The organism is Thalassotalea sp. PLHSN55 (assembly GCF_052030545.1).
Classification (GTDB): domain Bacteria; phylum Pseudomonadota; class Gammaproteobacteria; order Enterobacterales; family Alteromonadaceae; genus CANMXU01.
This window is the reverse complement of record NZ_JBPDIH010000005.1, coordinates 39,967-58,560: the sequence shown is the minus strand read 5'-3', so window position 1 is coordinate 58,560 and position 18,594 is coordinate 39,967. Positions and strand designations below refer to the sequence as shown.

Annotated in this window: 15 protein-coding genes and 1 pseudogene; 15 read left to right on the top strand and 1 reads right to left on the bottom strand. The window is 39.6% G+C overall.

Going from position 1 to position 18,594, the window contains the following annotated elements:
- The first annotated feature begins 119 nt into the window (after positions 1–119).
- The 11 genes and pseudogenes from ACRRSQ_RS11245 (at position 120) to ACRRSQ_RS11195 (ending at position 8,123) form a co-directional block, all read left to right on the top strand.
- Positions 120–1,748, top strand: a complete 1,629-nt coding sequence (locus tag ACRRSQ_RS11245) for a cytochrome D1 domain-containing protein (protein WP_440875840.1) — start codon at positions 120–122, stop codon at positions 1,746–1,748.
- Between the two features lie 87 nt (positions 1,749–1,835).
- A pseudogene (locus ACRRSQ_RS11240) lies at positions 1,836–2,387 on the top strand (NapC/NirT family cytochrome c); the annotation flags it as partial.
- Between the two features lie 105 nt (positions 2,388–2,492).
- Entirely contained in the window at positions 2,493–3,626 is a 1,134-nt protein-coding gene (locus tag ACRRSQ_RS11235) for an ethylbenzene dehydrogenase-related protein (RefSeq protein WP_440876098.1), read from the top strand.
- A gap of 176 nt (positions 3,627–3,802) precedes the next feature.
- On the top strand, positions 3,803–4,228 hold the full coding sequence (locus tag ACRRSQ_RS11230) for a GNAT family N-acetyltransferase (RefSeq protein ID WP_440875839.1): 426 nt from the start codon (positions 3,803–3,805) through the stop codon (positions 4,226–4,228).
- 44 nt (positions 4,229–4,272) lie between these two features.
- On the top strand, positions 4,273–4,728 hold the full coding sequence (locus tag ACRRSQ_RS11225; protein ID WP_440875838.1) for a GNAT family N-acetyltransferase: 456 nt from the start codon (positions 4,273–4,275) through the stop codon (positions 4,726–4,728).
- 90 nt (positions 4,729–4,818) lie between these two features.
- Complete coding sequence (locus ACRRSQ_RS11220) at positions 4,819–5,193, top strand: hypothetical protein (RefSeq protein WP_440875837.1); 375 nt, start codon at positions 4,819–4,821, stop codon at positions 5,191–5,193.
- 107 nt (positions 5,194–5,300) lie between these two features.
- The gene (locus tag ACRRSQ_RS11215; RefSeq protein ID WP_440875836.1) at positions 5,301–5,618 is read left to right on the top strand and encodes a cupredoxin domain-containing protein; all 318 of its coding nucleotides are present in this window, start codon (positions 5,301–5,303) and stop codon (positions 5,616–5,618) included.
- Between the two features lie 42 nt (positions 5,619–5,660).
- On the top strand, positions 5,661–5,939 hold the full coding sequence (locus tag ACRRSQ_RS11210; protein ID WP_440875835.1) for a putative quinol monooxygenase: 279 nt from the start codon (positions 5,661–5,663) through the stop codon (positions 5,937–5,939).
- Between the two features lie 337 nt (positions 5,940–6,276).
- Positions 6,277–7,092, top strand: coding sequence for a CbbQ/NirQ/NorQ/GpvN family protein (locus tag ACRRSQ_RS11205; protein WP_440875834.1), 816 nt, complete (start codon positions 6,277–6,279; stop codon positions 7,090–7,092).
- A gap of 88 nt (positions 7,093–7,180) precedes the next feature.
- Positions 7,181–7,771, top strand: a complete 591-nt coding sequence (locus ACRRSQ_RS11200; RefSeq protein ID WP_440875833.1) for a cytochrome c oxidase subunit 3 family protein — start codon at positions 7,181–7,183, stop codon at positions 7,769–7,771.
- A 91-nt stretch (positions 7,772–7,862) separates the two neighbouring features.
- Positions 7,863–8,123 carry a cytochrome C oxidase subunit IV family protein gene (locus tag ACRRSQ_RS11195; protein ID WP_440875832.1) on the top strand — a complete coding sequence of 87 codons (261 nt, stop codon included), beginning with the start codon at positions 7,863–7,865 and terminating at the stop codon, positions 8,121–8,123.
- Position 8,124: 1 nt separating this feature from the next.
- Here ACRRSQ_RS11195 and ACRRSQ_RS11190 read toward each other — a convergent pair whose 3' ends face one another.
- A complete protein-coding gene (locus ACRRSQ_RS11190; protein WP_440875831.1) occupies positions 8,125–9,741 on the bottom strand; it encodes a cation:proton antiporter domain-containing protein in 1,617 nt (538 codons plus the stop codon).
- Between the two features lie 617 nt (positions 9,742–10,358).
- Between ACRRSQ_RS11190 and ACRRSQ_RS11185 the strand changes: the two genes are divergently transcribed.
- From ACRRSQ_RS11185 to ACRRSQ_RS11170, 4 genes are all read left to right on the top strand, one after another.
- On the top strand, positions 10,359–10,694 hold the full coding sequence (locus tag ACRRSQ_RS11185; RefSeq protein WP_440875830.1) for a c-type cytochrome: 336 nt from the start codon (positions 10,359–10,361) through the stop codon (positions 10,692–10,694).
- Positions 10,695–10,698: 4 nt separating this feature from the next.
- Entirely contained in the window at positions 10,699–12,084 is a 1,386-nt protein-coding gene (locus ACRRSQ_RS11180; protein WP_440875829.1) for a cbb3-type cytochrome c oxidase subunit I, read from the top strand.
- Between the two features lie 290 nt (positions 12,085–12,374).
- Entirely contained in the window at positions 12,375–17,414 is a 5,040-nt protein-coding gene (locus ACRRSQ_RS11175) for a S8 family serine peptidase (protein ID WP_440875828.1), read from the top strand.
- A gap of 299 nt (positions 17,415–17,713) precedes the next feature.
- On the top strand, positions 17,714–18,583 hold the full coding sequence (locus tag ACRRSQ_RS11170; protein ID WP_440875827.1) for a MipA/OmpV family protein: 870 nt from the start codon (positions 17,714–17,716) through the stop codon (positions 18,581–18,583).
- Positions 18,584–18,594: the final 11 nt, after the last annotated feature.

Genomic DNA, 18,594 nt, shown 5'->3' with positions numbered 1-18,594 from the left:
ATGCGGTTGAATTATAAAGTTTATTTCCGCATGTTTAGCGAAAAATTCTGCTGATAATTGTAATTGGTTATGTTGTCAGCAAATAAAAAAATGTAAATATAACATCTGGAGATTAACCGATGAAAACACTTAAGCATGGATTATCAGCACTTAGTTTAGCTATTGGTATTGCTGCTACTGGTCTTAGCATGAATGTGAGTGCTGCCGAGCCAACTTTATCTAAAGCTGATTTTGAAAAAGCTCAATTACACTACTTCCAACGTTGTGCTGGTTGTCACGGTGTACTACGTAAAGGTGCAACGGGTAAAAACCTTGAGCCAGAAAACATGTTGAAAAAAGGCCAAAAGCGTTTAGAGAAAATTATTGCTCTAGGTACTGAAGGCGGTATGAACAACTTTGACGATTTGTTCACAAAAGAAGAAATTGCTAATTTATCAACATTTATTCAAATGACTCCTCCGGTACCACCGGAAATGTCTTTAGAGCAAATGCGCTCTCACACTAAGCAGTATGTTGCTCCAAAAGATTACCCAACTAAACCTGTTCATGGTCGTAACTGGAAAAACTTCTTTGTCGTTATCGAACGTGACGCGGGTAAAGCGGCAATCGTTGATGGTGATACAAAAGAAATCATCGATCATATCGATACGGGTTATGCGGTACACGTAATTAAAGGTACTGAGCACCACAAGAAAGATCATGCTAAAGATGTAGGTCGTTTCTGGTACACCATCGGTCGTGACGGTAAAGTTAACAAGATCGATTTATGGCAAAAACCAGGCAAGATGTTAGTTGCTGAAACTAAGATGGCATATGATGCACGTGATATCGCTGTATCAGGTGACGGTAAATACGTAATCGCTGGTGGTTACTGGCCTGCTCACTTTGTAATTATGGATGCTGAAACACTTAATCCACTTAAAGTTGTTTCTACTCGTGGTTACAACACCAAAGGTGAATACATTAACGAAGCACGTGTTGCTGCAATCTACACTGCGCCAAACGAGTCTGCGTTTATCGTAGCTGTTAAAGAAACCGGTAAGATGTTGCAAGTTGACTACACTGACTTAGACAACTTAAACATTACCGCAATAGAATCGGCTGAATTCTTACATGATGGTTTCTTCGACCCTTCAGGTCGCTACTTCCAAATTGCTGCTAACGCATCAAACAAAATGGTGGTAGTTGATACTAAAGACGGCAAGCTTGAGAAAATGATTGACGTTGACTCATTACCACATCCAGGTCCTGGTGCTAACTGGGTTGATTCAAAATGTGGCCCTGTTGGCGGTACTACTCACTTAGGTGTAGGGCTTGTATCAGTATGGGGTAACGATCCAATCGGTCACCCTGACCAAGCATGGAAACTATGTTATGAAGTTGAAACTGACGGTGCTGGTGTATTCATCCGTACTCACGAAACTTCAGACTATGTATGGGCTGATCAACTTAAACACCCTGAGCCAGAAATTCAACAATCTGTACAAGTATTCGATAAGAAAACTCGTGAAATTGTTAAAACTATCCGTGTAACAGAAGAAGAAGGTAAAGCTGCACTTCACATGGAATTCAACGAAGATGGCTCTGAAGTTTGGGTATCTGTTTGGAACCGTAAAGATAACAGCAACCCAACTGGTGAAATCGTAGTATACGATGCAAAAACTCTTAAAGAGAAAGCGCGTATTAAAGGTTTAACTACACCAACTGGTAAGTTTAACGTTTACAACCGTATAAACCACAAAACTTAATCATTAGCTTTTGTAGTAATGACAAAGTGCGGGCATGGCGTGTGTCATGCCCGCTTTTTTTAAAGCAGTAAATAGCTAGAGTTAATTATGGCAAATAACACTTTAAACAAACCTAGTTTTTGGAATAGAAGACTTATGCTAGGCACTACAGTCGCAGGTGCTGTAGTTTTTTTCGTTGTAGGCATTATCTTTTGGGGTGGCTTTAATACCGGAATGGAAGCAACCAATACCACAGAATTCTGTATTGGCTGTCACGAAATGGAAGACAATGTATATCAAGAGTATACGCCTACCATTCACTATTCAAACAGAACAGGTGTTCGAGCAGGTTGTCCTGATTGTCATGTTCCTCGACCTTGGATCCATAAAATTGTTCGTAAAATCAAAGCATCACGTGAAGTGTTTTATTGGTTGACCGGCAAAATAGACACACCTGAAAAATTCAATGAACATCGCTTAGAGTTAGCAAAAAGCGTATGGTCAGATATGAAAACAACCGACTCCCGTGAATGTCGTAACTGTCACAATTTTGAGTCAATGAACCCTGAATTTCAAAAACCTCGTGCCCGTAAACAGCATTTAAATGCCTTCGAAACAGGTCAAACATGTATTGATTGTCATAAAGGTATTGCGCATCACGGCGTTAGAGATCAGTTAACGGATGAAGAATTAGAAGCTATCGAAGCGCCTAATCCAGAATATATTCGTGAGATCCCTAAAATTTATAAAGAAGGTTTAGCACGAGTGGAAGCTAAAGAAGCTGAAGCCGCTGCAAAAGAAAAAGCAGAAAAAGCAGCTTTTGCTGAAAAAACGCAACAAAAAATTGAACAAGCAGTCGCAGCAGCATTAGCTAACGCCGGTAGCAGCGCAAGTGCCGCATCCGCTTCGGCAGGTGACAGCGCACCAACAGCGAGTAATATTAACGTTGATTGGGGTAAAGCAAATAGTGCTGATATTCCATTATTCTTCCCTGGTACTGCCTCAATTGAGTGGATATTAGGTCGTAATCACGGTGGCAAACGCGCCTTTACTAAAGGTGACCGCTGTATTGAATGTCACGGCGAAGAAATTGCTGATATTGGACAACTCATTGTTTCAGGTGAAAGTGAAAAAGAGCTTGAGCCTAACTTAATTCCAGGCAAACGTGGCAGCATTCCAGTAACCATTGATGCAACCCATGACGCTGAGAATTTGTACTTACGCTTTACTTGGCCAGATGCTGACCATACACCAGCGCCATTTATTGATGGTGGTAAAATGGACCCAGAAAACGCAATGAAGTTGGCCTTTATGATTTCAACCGATGATGTTGAATATGCTGACCGAGCAGGTTGTTGGGGCACATGTCATGCTGACGCTAATAGCATGCCATTTGAACCAGAAAAAGATGCCTTATTAGGCAGCGATATTGCCAAACGCTTAAATCTTGAAGGCGGTGTGACTAAGTACTTAACTGAAACACGAACTAAGCTTGAACTCAAAGGTCGTGGTGGCAAACCTCTTGGTGGCTGGGACAAGTTAAAAGACGAAGGTGAAATTAAAGCGGCTCAAGATGCCAACCAATTTATGGACTTAGTACGCTACAAGTCAGGTACTAAAGAAGTTGAAGATGGTCAAATCTTAGCAGAGCGTGATATGCACGGCGGACAAGGTGCTGAAGTTGAAGCAACACTTCAAGGCGGTAACTGGTCAGTGGTTATTAAACGTAAACTAGTATCAGACAAGCCTGGTGACGTGAATATTGAAGCAGGAAAAGTGTATAACTTTGGTTTTGCGATTCATGACGATTATTCAAGTGCTCGCTATCACCATGTTTCATTTGGTTATAAGCTTGCGTTAGATAATGAAGAAGCTGAAATTAACGCTAAAAAGCAATAAGGTTTCAGTGTAATAAAGCTTTAAAAGCCCTTAAGGTAATACTTAAGGGCTTTTTTATTGAAAAAAATAGCGTAAACAGGTTAAGTTATTATTCAACGAAAGGTTAAAACTAACATTTATAAATACGGTTGACTAAATCAGCGGTCATCGTAGTGAGCAGATAACAGGAAAATTAGTTGAACAATAATTATTATATTAGCAGCGACAAAGCTCGCATGGATTTTGATGTCATTTTTGGCTACATATCTCAGTCATATTGGGCAAAGGGCATTCCTAAAAGTACCATGCAAAAAGCGATCGATAATTCATTATGCTTTGGCGTGTTCTCGTCAAGTGATGAGCAGGTTGGCTTTGCACGTGTTGTTACCGATTCGGCAACTTTTGCCTATTTGGCTGATGTGTTTGTAACCAAGGCGCACCGAGGTAATGGCTTAAGTAAGCGTATGATGGCAGCAATTGTCTCTCATCCTGAATTACAAGGGTTGCGTCGAATGGCATTAGCCACTAAAGATGCACACGGCTTATATCAGCAGTTTGGTTTTACGCCGCTAAATGTGCCAGAGCTTTTTATGGAAAAACATTTTCCAGATGTTTATGCTTAAATGGTTAATGAAATAAATAATTAACAATTGATAAAGGAAGATCAATGGATATTAAAGTTGGAGAGCTTGATCACCCACAAGTGATTGATTTACTTTCTCAGCATCATAACGACATGTTGCAACATTCCCCCGTTGAAAGTGTTCATGCACTCAATTTACACGAGCTAAAGGCCAGTAATATTCGTTTTTACAGCTTATGGTTTGACGACGAACTGGCAGGGTGTGGAGCGTTAAAAATATTAGACAATACCCATGGCGAAGTGAAATCAATGCGCACCAGCACAGCACACTTAAGAAAAGGTGTAGCGCAGCAGTTGCTTGCACATATCATAAGCCAGTCACAACATTTGGGGTTAAAAACACTAAGCTTGGAAACCGGAACACAAAGGGTATTTATTCCTGCCCAACAACTGTATCAACAATTTGGCTTTGAAAACTGCGCGCCGTTTGGAGATTATCAAGAAGACCCTTATAGCCGTTTTATGTCAAAGAACCTTTAAACAAGCTTGTTAAAATACGACTTATTGTTGGCACCAGTAATGTAAAAATGTTGGTGCCATGTTTTGAACTTTTTTAAGGTGTTCATCTGTATGTGGTATTTATATCTAGGGTATGTCTTGGTGCAGCTTTATCCGTTAATTGAAAAGCTTAACCAAGTAGAAATTGCGCCATCAGCCTTGTTTTTTTCACTTATTGTCTTTTTTATCTGGTCTTTTATTCCCATTGTAGGTTATTGCCTAGCAAGATTATTTTTTCATTCACAAAAGCTAAACAATACACCGTTAATTTTCATTGGTGTGCTTGTTGGCTTAATTGAAGATGGTTTGTTTTACATTGACGTATTGCACTATAAAGAACATGCAATCGCGGCAACGGTAAGCTTTATTTTGTTTTTCTGTGTCGCAATGCTAGCTAAGGCTTCTTTTTTAGCTAATTTTTTATCTAACAAAGAGGTTTCACACTAAGCTTCGTTGTTAAAAATTAAGCCGCAAAACGTAACAAATATGGTAAGTTAATTATATAAAATATTTTACAAAGCATTATACAACTGTAGATTAAGTCAAAGGGAGAGATGATGAAACGATTTGCTTTTTATCTAGTATGTTTGTTGTTAAGCAGCCAGAGCTTAGCGAAAGAAGTCGTGGTCGAAATTTATAAAAAGAAATATCGACCTGCGGCAGTAACCATTGAAGCCGGTGATACGGTTATATGGAAAAATATTGAAAAGCGTCAATATCATAATGTTTGGTTTAAACAATTTGATAAAGAAGAGCCTGATTATTTTTTTCCTGACGAAAGTTACCAACGCACCTTTAATGAAGTGGGGGAGTTTCCCTATGAATGTGGGCCACATCCTAAAATGACAGGTGTTGTTACCGTCGTTAAATAGCGATGAAGATGGCGTATTTTATTAATTTATTCAGGACTTTTTATGAGTATTACTCGTGTTAATCAATTTTGTTCAGCGCCCGATAAAGAAAGTGAGTTATTCGCTTTTTTACAATCGTTAAACGACTATATTACTTCATCAGAGGGCTGTATTTCCTATGAAGTTTTACAAGATTTAGATGATGCTAGTCGTTTCGTCGTCATTGAAAAATGGCAAAATGTTGAAAGTCATCAAGCATCGGTAGCAAATTTTCCAAAAGATGAAATGATGGCGGCAATGCCTTTATTTAGCGGTGCGCCAACGGGCAGTTATTATAAATAACACGCTCTAAAGTGATTTTTGATTCTTCTCAATTTATATTGCGCCTATTTAGCGTTAACTCATGTCGCTATCAATCTCTCGTTTGATAAATGATAGCGGCTTGTCATTTCAACCAATAACCCCTTCGTTACCTCGCCAATTATCTGACTTTAATTAGCGCTTATAAACCCTACTTTATATAAGTGTACTGGGGCGAGGGCGGTCATTGTCTTTAAAAGTATCACTATCTTCTGGGCTTAGTTGATTTGTATCAACTAAGCCCTTAATGCGACTTGCTCTTATTTACACCAAACGTTACTTTAGTCACATAATTTTACTTTTCATTAGTTGAGCTGTTATGACTGCCGTTAATATAAAATCGGTCGATTCAAGCAAAGAATCGCTTTTTTACCAAGAACAAGACAACGAAGTAGCGCTATTTGAATACGCGCACCAACATGACTTACCGGTTTTAATTAAAGGGCCAACAGGGTGTGGTAAAACCCGCTTTGTTGCGCATATGGCCGAGAAGCTTAACAAGCCTTTGTATACTGTTGCTTGTCATGATGATTTAACCGCAGCCGATTTAGTTGGTCGTCACTTAATTGGTCCAGATGGCACCTATTGGCAAGATGGGCCGTTAACGCGCGCCGTGCGTGAAGGTGGTATTTGTTATTTAGATGAAGTGGTAGAAGCACGTAAAGATACTACCGTGGTTTTGCATCCGCTTGCTGATGATCGCCGCGTATTGCCATTAGAGCGCACTGGCGAAATTTTAGAAGCAGCGCCAGGTTTTATGTTAGTCGTTTCGTATAACCCGGGTTATCAAAACTTACTTAAGGGGATGAAGCCAAGTACCCGACAGCGTTTTGTAGCACTACGTTTTGACTATCCTGATGCCAAAGTAGAACAAGAAATTTTAATTAAAGAAGCGGGTGCCGATGAACACTTAGCCTTTAAATTAGTTGAATTAGCACAAGCATTGCGTCGACTAGAACAAAATGACTTAGACGAAGTCGCCTCAACACGTTTACTTATTTACGCAGCCCGCATGATTTCAAGCGGCATGAAGCCAATTGATGTTTGTCGCTGCTGTTTAGCTGAGCCTCTATCTGATGACCCACAAACAGTTGCCGCATTAATGGATGTTTGTAAGATTTATTTTGACGAATAAGTCTTATCGATAAAGCAGAGTAAACGCGATTTATTCTGCTTTTTTACCTTTTATTATGACTATTTTTAGCAGTTAAGCAGGCGTTAAAATGACTTCCTCCGCTGTTGTTAATTCAAACAGCCAAGCTGATAAAAAACTCCCCGGCGATTTAGCAATGTGGTTTTTTATTTTGGCTGAACTTACCGTATTTGCCATTTTGTTTATTGGCTTTGCAATCGCCGAGCAACTGAATTTAGCACTATTTCGCGAAAGCAAAGATCAATTACATGCGATTGCCGGTTTAGTGAATACCCTTGCTTTGATCACCAGTAGCTTTTTTGTTGCTTTTTCATTACACGCCATTAAACAGGGCATGGCTAAAAAATCCTGCTTTTTAATCGTTATTGCCTTACTTTTTGCCTGTATTTACCTAGGAGTTAAATTCTGGGAATATCAATTTTTATTAAGCCAAGGTATTGATATTGAAACTAATACCTTCTTTACCTTGTATTTTTTGATCACGGGTTTTCATTTTATGCACGTGTTGTTGGGCATGGTTATTCTAGTTTTTATCGCTCGACAAACCATGAAAGGGCAGTATCAAAACGGTGAAGTGTCAGGTTTTGAATCTGGCGCAAGTTACTGGCATATGGTTGATATGTTATGGATTATTCTATTTCCACTTGTCTATGTGATATAGGTTAGTGTGATTTAGATTGGTGTGATTTAGGTTAGTGTGATTTAGACTGGGGTATTTATGTTGATGTTATCAGGTGATAGGAGCCTAACAGATGAAAAATAGTGGCGCGATTGGCATTAGTTTGAGCTGGCTGTGGCTGATGGTATTAACGGTAGCGTCAGTATTAGCTGGCAGTCTATTTGATCAACAAGGTTTGTTTTTAACCGTCGTGTTTTTTATCGTCTTTCTCAAAGGCCAACAAATTACTGATATTTTTATGGAGCTAAACCACGCGCCACGCTTTTGGCGTTTGTTGTTATTAGCCTATGTATTAGTGCTACCGCTAATTTTGCTTTTTATCTACACGATTTAACCTATTGAACAATTGATACCCGTTTTAAACTTTCTTTAACAAGCAGGTTCGCGGTTTCATGTTCAGCATGCACAAACGAACCAATGGCTAAATCAGCTAGACTGTCTTTTTCTACCAAGGTATTTATTTTCACAATTAAATTAACATTCGCGACCGAGCTCAACAACGACTCGCAGATCAAACGTTTGGTATCAATGCTGTTCATTGTCAAAATAACCGCTGAAGTTTGTTCAACATTAAGCGACTCTATTACTGGTTTCTTTTCTAAATGGCCAAAATAGGCCATATAGCCGCGTTCTCTAGCAAGTAACACATCAGGCAAGTTATCTGAGATAATGATAAAACTAACGTTTTGCTCAGCTAATTCTTTGGCAACGATCCGACCGACAATTTTAAAACCACAAACAATGGTATGTTGAGTTTTATCAATTGGCGTAATTTTATCGGCTTCAAAAAATTCAGTAACAAACAGGGCTGCTAATCGATAAATATTGTTAACCATAAACGGCGTAATTATCATCGACAGTACAGAAACTAAAATTAAAAAGCTGCCAAGTTGCGCTGAAATAATATTTTCTGCTAGTGCTAAGCTAAAAATAGCAAATGAAAACTCACCGACTTGGCATAAAGCAAATGCTGACTTTATCGAGTCACTTTTGTTTGCACTGTTGCGAATAAGCAGATAAATAATGGCGGCTTTTATTAACATCACCAACAAAAGCACGCCAAAGACAATGCCCAAATTATTGATAAAATACAAAATATCTATTTTACTACCGATCGCGAAAAAGAAAGCTCCTAGCAATAAGTCTTTATATGAAGCGATGTCAGACTCTACTTTAACGTGAAAATGCGTTTCAGCGATGATCATACCCGCGATAAAAGCGCCGAGTGAATAGGTAAAGCCCATTTCATGGGCAAGCAACGAAGTGCACAAAACTATGGTTAAAACTGAGCCTAAAAATACTTCTTCCATTTTCACCGCGGTAGAGAATTGCAATAACCATTCAATAATTTTCTTACCTAAGGTGAACATGAATAAAATGATTGCAGCAGCATAAAGTATAGTTTTTGTTAATACTTCAGTAACCGATAATTGGTCGTTAGCCAAAAAACTGATCAGTAACAACACAGGTATTACTGCCAAATCTTGAAAAATAAGAATGGCGACTGATTTTTGCCCATAGGGTGTATTAATATCTTTTGACTTTTTCAAATAGGTTAAAACGATTGCGGTTGACGATAAACTAAAAGCGAGGGCGACAATAATTGCTGAGGTATTATCTAAATTGAACAGAAATTTTGCTACTAAAAATACAATGAGTGCTGACGCTGTAACTTGAACGGTGCCATTGATAAAGATAATGTCTTTCATTTTTTTTAGCTTGGCAAAAGACATTTCCAAACCAATGGTAAACATTAAAAATACAATGCCAAATTCACCAATTAAATCTAATGAGGCTAAGTTGTCGCTGCCATTAAAGTCAAACATGTTGCTAATGATAATACCTGTGACGATATAGCCAATAATGTGTGAAATAGACAGCTTTGTAAAAATGATGTTAACCACAGTAGCAATAGCTAAAGATAAGGCAATAATAACGAGAATTGAGTCCATGAGTTTCTCCTTTGGCGAGCCTACGACGATGGTCTAACAGCAAGTATTTGGTAATAGTGTTTGGGTGTTACTGCGATTGAAACAGGCAATGTACTTTTAATACAAGAGCATATTCTATGCCAGAGATATTCAGAGATAACAATGATAGATGAAGATATAAAGTTACCATTAATCAATAGCTTATTTTTTTAGCTTGATTTTGGATTAATGTCAGCTTAACTCATCACTACTTAAAAGCATGCAATAGCACTAACTTTGTGCAAGTTACTCTAATCCCTTACTTTTTATAGGGTTTCGTGGTGGATAAATCGCCAGTTAAAATATTCAGTGGTCAGATTTGATGCGTTTTAGTGATGTTTGTCACCACATTTCTTTGACGTAGCGCAAAATTTTGTGTCAATTTGTAATCTTTTGAAACACTCCTGTAAAAAAGTTGATTTCCATCAACACCCACAAATTCATAACTGCCTATCATTCACTTGCTTTATTACATTTTTAATAAGGGAAACACCATGTCAGAAAGCTTTACTAAAGGCATGGCAAGGAATATCTATTATGGCGGAAGTGTTTTCTTCCTGTTGATGTTACTTGCTTTGACCTTCCACACAACAAAAGAGATGCCTCAACGAGACCATCGAGAAAATCTTACCGAGTCTGTAGAGCGTGGCAAGATGCTCTGGGAAGTAAATAACTGTGTCGGCTGTCATTCACTTATCGGTGAAGGTGCATATTTTGCCCCTGAACTAGGTAACGTCTATGTACGTCGCGGCGGTGAAGCTGGATTCAAAGCCTTTTTTAGTGGCTGGATGAAAGCTCAACCATTAAATATTCCAGGACGTCGTCAAATGCCTAACTTCCATCTAACTGATCAAGAAATTGATGATTTAGCTGAATTCCTTAAGTTTACTGCCCAAATGGACGTAAACGATTGGCCACCAAACGATGAAGGGTAACGCGATGAATACTTTAAAATATCAATCTCAAGCGGTCGCAAAACCTTACTTTATTTTTGCAATGATCCTATTTGTCGGTCAAATTCTATTTGGCTTAATTATGGGCTTACAATACGTTGTTGGTGACTTCTTAGCAGGTGCCATTCCGTTCAACGTTGCTCGTATGGTACACACTAACTTACTCATTGTTTGGTTATTGTTTGGCTTTATGGGTGCTGCTTATTATCTTGTGCCGGAAGAAGCTGAAACTGAGCTTCATAGTCCTAAATTAGCCATAGCGCTGTTTTGGATTTTCGCGGCAGCAGGTGTCGCTACCATTTTAGGTTACTTATTAGTTCCTTATTCAACATTAGCTGATTTAACCTTTAATGAATTACTACCTACCATGGGACGTGAGTTCCTTGAACAGCCAACAATTACTAAAATAGGTATTGTTGTGGTCGCACTAGGTTTCTTATTTAACATTGGTATGACTATCCTTAAAGGCCGCAAAACTGCCATCAATATGGTAATGTTTACTGGTCTAGTTGGTTTAGCGGTATTCTTCTTATTCTCTTTCTATAACCCTGCAAACATCGCATTAGATAAATACTTCTGGTGGTTTGTTGTTCACTTATGGGTAGAAGGTGTATGGGAATTAATCATGGGCGCAATGTTAGCTTACGTATTAATTAAAGTAACCGGTGTTGACCGTGAAGTTATCGAAAAATGGTTATACGTTATTATCGCAATGGCGTTGATCACAGGTATCTTAGGTACAGGTCACCACTTCTACTGGTTAGCAACACCTGAATACTGGCAATGGATTGGTTCTATCTTCTCAGCATTAGAGCCGTTACCTTTCTTTGCTATGGTATTGTATGCCTTTAATATGGTTAACCGTCGTCGTCGTGAACATCCTAACAAAGCGGCTACCTTATGGGCGTTAGGTACTGCGGTAATGGCATTCTTAGGTGCAGGTGTTTGGGGTTTCTTACACACGTTAGCACCAGTGAACTACTACACTCACGGTTCACAAATAACGGCTGCACATGGTCACATGGCGTTCTACGGTGCATATGCAATGATCTGTATGACCATTATTTCATACGCAATGCCTAAATTACGTGGTATCGGTGAAGCTAACTGTAACCGAGCTCAAGTAGTTGAAATGTGGGGCTTCTGGTTAATGACGGTGGCTATGGTATTTATCACCTTGTTCTTAACAGGTGCTGGTGTACTACAAGTATGGTTACAACGTTTACCAGAAACAGGTGAAGCATTAAGCTTCATGGCAACTCAAGATAAACTTGCCATCTTCTACTGGTTACGTGAAGTTGCTGGTGTTGTTTTCTTACTGGGTTTAATTGCCTACTTAGCAAGCTTCTGGGTAACAGAAAAAGAAGCTTAGTTTAACGACTTAATCTAAGTGATTAAAAACCGCAGTGTATACTGCGGTTTTTTTATGTCTGCATTTTGATTAATGATAAAAATTACCCATAGTCTGATGTTTTCATCATCAATTTGCACAAATTACTACAATTGATGTGAACTCGCGCTTTAACTCATTTTGCACTTTATCGACAACTAAAACTGCACATTTTCGTACAAATCTCCCTTTATTTTTATGGCATTACTGTTAGCGCAAACGCAAAAAAATTGCGACGCATAAAATAAAAAATAATCCAGGGAGAAAACATTTTGAAAGCAAAAACAATAACGCTTTCGGTACTAGCAGCTCTTTATGCAGCAGGTGTTAGCGCCACTGCTTCAGAGCTAGCGGCACCTAAAAGTGGCTTCAAAAGCATTGCTATTACAGATCAAATTGTACAATTTAATCAAAATTTAACTGCAGGTACATCGCGTAATGGTGTCTCACATCAGCGTAATGCCAGCCAAAGCAAAAATACTCATCGCGCGCTTGGTGCAACTCAACAACAAAAAATACCATTTAAGCATGAACTCGGTTTAACCGGCGAACGTCTTTATATTGTTGAGTTAAGCGACGAGCCTACTGCATTATATCGCGGCGGTGTTCAAGGTTTAGCAGCGACTAACCCAAGAATGAACCAAGCGCCAGCTTTATTAGCGCGACAAGGTACAATGGGTAAATTAGATACCAAAGACACGAATGTCATTAATTACACCAATTACCTAAAAGGTAAGAGAGATAACGTAATATCGCGCCTGCAAAGTATTACCGGTAAAGCCGCTAATGTAAAAGCTGAATACAGCATGGCATTTAACGGTTTTGCAGTAAAAATGACTCAAGAGCAAGCTGCGCAAGTGGCGCAAATGACCGGTGTACGTCAAGTTGTTGCCGAAAAAATGTATGACTTACATACCGATGTTGGACCTGAACATATTGGCGCCGATCAAATTTGGACTGGCGGCGTAGGTCGAGGTGAATATCAAGGTGAAGGTATCGTAATAGGTGTTATTGATACCGGCATTAATTCTGATCATCCGTCATTTGCAAAAGAAGCAGGCGATGGTTATGTGCATCAAATGCCTGCTCGATACAGTAGTTACCTTGGTGACTGTCAAGCATTTGAAGATATGTGTAATGACAAACTTATTGGTGTGCGTTCGTATCCAATAATCACTGACAGCTTTTCTGATTATATTTTTCCTTCACATCGCCCAGAAAACGGTGAAGACTACAATGGCCATGGTTCACACACCGCATCAACAGCAGCAGGTAATGTGTTATTTGATGTTGATTATTTGGTGCCTGAATTAATTGAGCAAGGCGATGGTTTAGCAACTGGCTTAGTATTCCCACAAGTTTCAGGCGTTGCACCACGTGCCAATATTATTGCTTACCAAGTGTGTTTTCCAGGCGATCGCAGTTATGGCGATGAATACGCTGGCTGTCCAAGTTCAGCTCTTATTGCCAGTATTGAAGATGCGATTGAAGATGGCGTTGATGTCATCAACTTTTCAATCGGTAGTCAATATGGTGAAAACCCATGGCAAGAGCCGGTTGAACTTTCATTTTTAGCGGCGCGTGAAGCCGGTATTTCGGTTGCTGCCTCGGCTGGTAATTCATTTGTGCCTGAAGCCGCGTCGCAGGCCCGTGGTGCAATTGATCATTTATCACCGTGGTTAACTTCTGTTGCTGCCAGTACTCATGGTCGTGAAATTACTGTTGAAGGTAAAGCTATTACTGGCTTTGTTGGTGGTGACGATACCTTACCAGACATTGTTGGTGGCGGTATTACGGGGAGTTATACCGGCCCTGTGGTTAAAGCATCTGATTATGGTTGGCAATATGAAAGGTGTAACGACGCATTTGATGATGGTTTTTTCTCTGTAGACCCAGACGGTAATCCATTTACTAAAGCACCCATTGTTGTTTGTGAGCGTGGTGATATTCCACGTGTATCGAAAGCGATAAATGTGGCTCAAGGTGGGGCAGGTGGTTTTATTTTATATAATGCCAGTAGCACCGAAAATATCGCAAACGACGCTTATGCCATTCCAGGAATTCTAATTTCTAATGAATCTTATTATGGCACGAGCGAAAATAACCGGTTTGGCCTTGAAGACTGGCTTCGCAGTGGTGAAGGCCACGAAATCACAATCACAGAATCGCAAGTAACAACTAAAGTTAGACAAGCGGATTACGTTGGCGATTTTTCTTCTCGCGGCCCTAACCAAGTTGTGCCCGATATTATGACGCCGAACGTTGCCGCGCCAGGTGTGGACGTTTATGCCGCATGGGCAGATGAACAACCTTTTACCGCTTTACCTCAACCTACTGATTATACAGCAATCAGCGGAACGTCTATGGCAGCTCCCCATGTTGCTGGTGCAATGGCGTTATTAAAACAAGCTCATAACGATTGGTCACCAGCGCAAATTCAGTCTGCGCTAATGATGACCGCTTCAATCGAGTCTGTTACCCGTGCACGCGACAATAACCCGTTTGATCCAGTACCTGCAGGTTATAACGATGCCGGCAGTGGTGTCATTAATGTTGCGCGTGCAACTAAAGCTGGTTTGTTACTAGACGAAACCGCAGCAAACTATCGCGCAGCTGATCCTGAAAATGGTGGCACCATGACTAATTTAAATGTGCCATTTTTATTTAATGACAGTTGTGAAGGTTCATGTACGTGGATGCGCACATTTACTGCGACAACCGATGGTACATGGGATGTCTCCGCATCAAGTTTAGGCATGGATGGTTTGGACATGCTTTCGGTAGATGTAACACCAAAAATTATTTCATTAAAAGCGGGTGAGAGCCAAGCGATTAGCGTAACGGCGAATATATTGGAAATTGGTGCGCCAAATGCTGACTCATCACAAGTACAGTTATTTGGTCGCGTTGATATAAAGCCTCGTGATTTGTCATTGCCAGACCAGTATTTGCCAATGGGCGTACGTTTTGCCGATGATAATTTACCTAATGAAGTCAGCGGTATTATTCATCGCAGTCAAGGTCATACACTAACGCCTGAAATCATCACTGATGAAATTCAATCGTTTAATCATGTGGTTTATGGTTTAAGCAAAGCGCAGCAGTTTAATTGGAAAATTCCTATGGCGGAGTACGATAAACGTGCTTACATGGGAAATGAAGATTATGCACCGTTAACGCGAGCTGAGCTTGAAGAAGCGTCAGGTGTTGAAGTGATTTTCTTTGACGTACCAGAAGGCACTAAGCGCATCGTATGGGAAGTACAAAGCATTGATGAGCCGCATGCCTATGCCTCAATTGACCTAGGTATGGACCTTAATGGTGATGAAGATATTCAATGGAACGACGAAGCGATTTGTTATTCTCATACCGGCCGAGACGATTTCTGTGCTGTTAATAACCCAACACCAGGCAAATATTGGGCGATTGCGGCAAACTGGAAATTTGTTGAAGAAGATGAGTCAAATAATGCCGATAACTTTATCGTTAACCTTGCGATAGTAAGCAGCGAAAATAGCGATAATTTAACGATTGAAATACCTGAAAATATTAATGGCTTAACACCATTTCAAGCAAAACTAAATTACAACCTCGAAGAAGCTAACGAAGGCGATGCTTTTTATGGGGTAGTGGGTTTAGGTAGTGATGATTTTAATAACAGTAACTTAGGTGAAATTCCGGTTAAGCTTATTCATCACGGCAGTGATGTAAGCATTGATGCGTCACAAACCTCAAGTAAAGTAGGTGATATTGTTGAGTACCAAGTAACGTTAGCGCCTAACTTACTAGGTGGTGAACGAGACTTTAATATCACCACTCGCTTACCTGAAAACCTAGAACTACTTGAAGACAGCATTGTTATTGGTGGTGTTGGTAACTATCAAGAAGGGCTAATGGTTGAAGGTCAGGTTATTAGTATAGATGCCAGTCAAGCGTCGTCAGCTGATGTGCGTCGTCACTATGCTTTCACCACGAATGCAGAAGATGAAATGTGTAAAGTACCTTATGGTGACAATCCTAATTTCTATGACTTAGGTTTAGAAGGCTATACGCCGATCGAACTTTCGGGCTTCCAAAGACAAGTTCTGTATATTCCTATGGAAACAAACGGCTTACCACATGTACCTTTATACGGAAATTCAGAAGTACATTCACGAGACGTATTAGGTATTTCTCCGTTTGGTTATGTGCAATTTGATCCGATGCCAACAATTTTTAATATGCATTTAGAGTTCAATGATAGCTTTCAAATTTTCCCTGATACTATGGTTGCGCCACTATGGCGAGGTGATGTTTACATGCCTGACAACCTTTATTTTGACTGGGATAAACTTAAATATATGAACGCTGTTTATGCGGTTATCACTGACGATCACTATATTTTCCAATGGGATGGTGCTGAAGAGTACTTTAGAGCAATACCTAATGCTGACCCTGATGCTTACTATAATATTGAAACGATTATTTCTACCGATATTACGTTTGAACCAGGCGATTATGAAATTATCTACGCTTACGAGTCATTAAACTCGACCAATAATGATTTAGGTTCGATTGGTATTCATGGTTACTGGGGAGAGCGCGGTACATTTGGTCCAGCTTACGGTTATTTAAATGACGGTTTTGCTTATAACGATGTTAATACCAAAGTCTCTAATGGTACTGTGATTTGTGCAGATTACCGAGGACCAGAGCAAACGCAGCTTGATTTAACCTTTAAAGCACGCGTATTAGCTAATGCGATCGGCGCTGAGTCAGTTGTTGTAGTTGATAGCCAGTTTAGCGATTCTGAATTAGTGACCGTGTCGCATACTTTAGCGACCCCAAGTAATATTACGGTATCTTCATTTGCTGATGTTAGTATCGCTGAAAATACGTCGTTAGAAGATATCGCCATTATCTATAACGATAACAAAGGCACTGTTAACGGGATTGAAGTAACGGGCGAGCACGTAACCGCTGTGGTTTCAGGTAACACCTCTGGTTCTACATTTACCGTGACACCAGATGCTAACTGGTATGGCGAAACGCAAATTAGCGTTACTGTTTACGATATGGCATATCCAGAAGATAAAGACACCGCGACCTTTACATTAACAGTATTGTCTGACGGTATTAACTTAGGTTGTACCGACTCATCAGCAACCAACTATGATGACAAAGCGACAACCGATAACGGTACGTGTGAATACCCACCGGCAAGTAAGCCATCAACACCAGCAAAGAGTACTAGCTCAGGTGGTACTTATGGTTGGATGATGCTACTGGTTTTATCTTTATTTGCTGCGCGTAAAGTGCACAAAACTAAATAAATATCGATAAAACGGATTAACTAAGGCCTCTTCGGAGGCCTTTTTGTTATTTGTTTGTACGAAAATGTACAAAAAGTTACGGGTAGATTTACTTGGTAAATTATTTTTATCGTTAATATTCAATAGATTATATTTTTACGTTTTTTAAAAGAAATTATTTTACCTTGCTTTTACACTTGCACATTAACTGACTGAATTGTTAGAGAAAATATTGTTTGTTATGCTGATGCTTGTATAGACAATTGTGCAAATTTCCCCATTGTTGGTTTATTACAATCAGTGAAATAAAGATCATTTAAATGAAGTTAACCTTATCCATAGCAACATTAAGTGCCTTATTTAGTTACACAGTGCAGGCACAGCCCCAGTATCTGGTTGATACTAGCCTAGTAGCTCCTCTAGACGAGTGGCAGCTCGCTGTGTCTGCCGGTTATGGAAAAATCGCCAACCCTGTTTTTGAACAAAGCGATGTGCCTTTTTATCTGTTACCCGATATTCGTTATTATTCAGATAAGTTTTCACTGGAAAATTTAAACCTCAGTTACAATATTTTTGAAAATAATCACCTTGTGATTGAACTTATTGGTCAGCAAAACCTTGATGGTTTGTATTTTCCGGGTAAAAATCGAAAAGTGGTTGCGGCGTTTACCGGTAACGATTCAAAAGGCAGACTTTTCCCCTTTAAAGCGCCAACGGTTTTTCAACCGCCTAAAGTACAGCACAAGTCGCTATCTTATATGGCAGGCGGTGAGCTTCGTTATTATGGTGATGTTATGGTGCGTGTTGGTGCAGTTCATGATATTTCAAATGTACATCATGGCTTCGAATTACAAGCAAGTGCTAACAAAATGTGGTCGTTTAGCTCATGGATTGTCGAGCTAGAATTAGGGGCTGTATATAAAGATAAGCACATGACAAATTATTATTATGGCTATCAAGCACCGAGCGATGTAGTCGTTAATAACTTTCTACTGCAAACACCAAGTTATCAAGCAAGTAGCGCGATTAATTATACCGCCCAAGTCGGGCTGACTTATGTGATTACCCCCAAATGGTATCTGGTAAATACAATTAAGAATGAGTGGTTAGATGCGAGTATTAGCAATAGTCCGCTTATTGTAAAAAATAATATCCGTTCATATTTTGTTGGCATTAAGCATATCTTCTAATGGCTGTTACT

Bases quoted from the DNA above. Each gene is read 5' to 3' on its own strand.
- ACRRSQ_RS11245 (WP_440875840.1), top strand. From the start codon at position 120: ATGAAAACACTTAAGCATGGATTATCAGCACTTAGTTTAGCTATTGGT.
- ACRRSQ_RS11185 (WP_440875830.1), top strand. From the start codon at position 10,359: ATGCCTCAACGAGACCATCGAGAAAATCTTACCGAGTCTGTAGAGCGT.
- ACRRSQ_RS11210 (WP_440875835.1), top strand. From the start codon at position 5,661: ATGAGTATTACTCGTGTTAATCAATTTTGTTCAGCGCCCGATAAAGAA.
- ACRRSQ_RS11170 (WP_440875827.1), top strand. From the start codon at position 17,714: ATGAAGTTAACCTTATCCATAGCAACATTAAGTGCCTTATTTAGTTAC.
- ACRRSQ_RS11195 (WP_440875832.1), top strand. From the start codon at position 7,863: ATGAAAAATAGTGGCGCGATTGGCATTAGTTTGAGCTGGCTGTGGCTG.
- ACRRSQ_RS11200 (WP_440875833.1), top strand. From the start codon at position 7,181: ATGACTTCCTCCGCTGTTGTTAATTCAAACAGCCAAGCTGATAAAAAA.
- ACRRSQ_RS11215 (WP_440875836.1), top strand. From the start codon at position 5,301: ATGATGAAACGATTTGCTTTTTATCTAGTATGTTTGTTGTTAAGCAGC.
- ACRRSQ_RS11220 (WP_440875837.1), top strand. From the start codon at position 4,819: ATGTGGTATTTATATCTAGGGTATGTCTTGGTGCAGCTTTATCCGTTA.
- ACRRSQ_RS11225 (WP_440875838.1), top strand. From the start codon at position 4,273: ATGGATATTAAAGTTGGAGAGCTTGATCACCCACAAGTGATTGATTTA.
- ACRRSQ_RS11205 (WP_440875834.1), top strand. From the start codon at position 6,277: ATGACTGCCGTTAATATAAAATCGGTCGATTCAAGCAAAGAATCGCTT.
- ACRRSQ_RS11180 (WP_440875829.1), top strand. From the start codon at position 10,699: ATGAATACTTTAAAATATCAATCTCAAGCGGTCGCAAAACCTTACTTT.
- ACRRSQ_RS11190 (WP_440875831.1), bottom strand. From the start codon at position 9,741: ATGGACTCAATTCTCGTTATTATTGCCTTATCTTTAGCTATTGCTACT.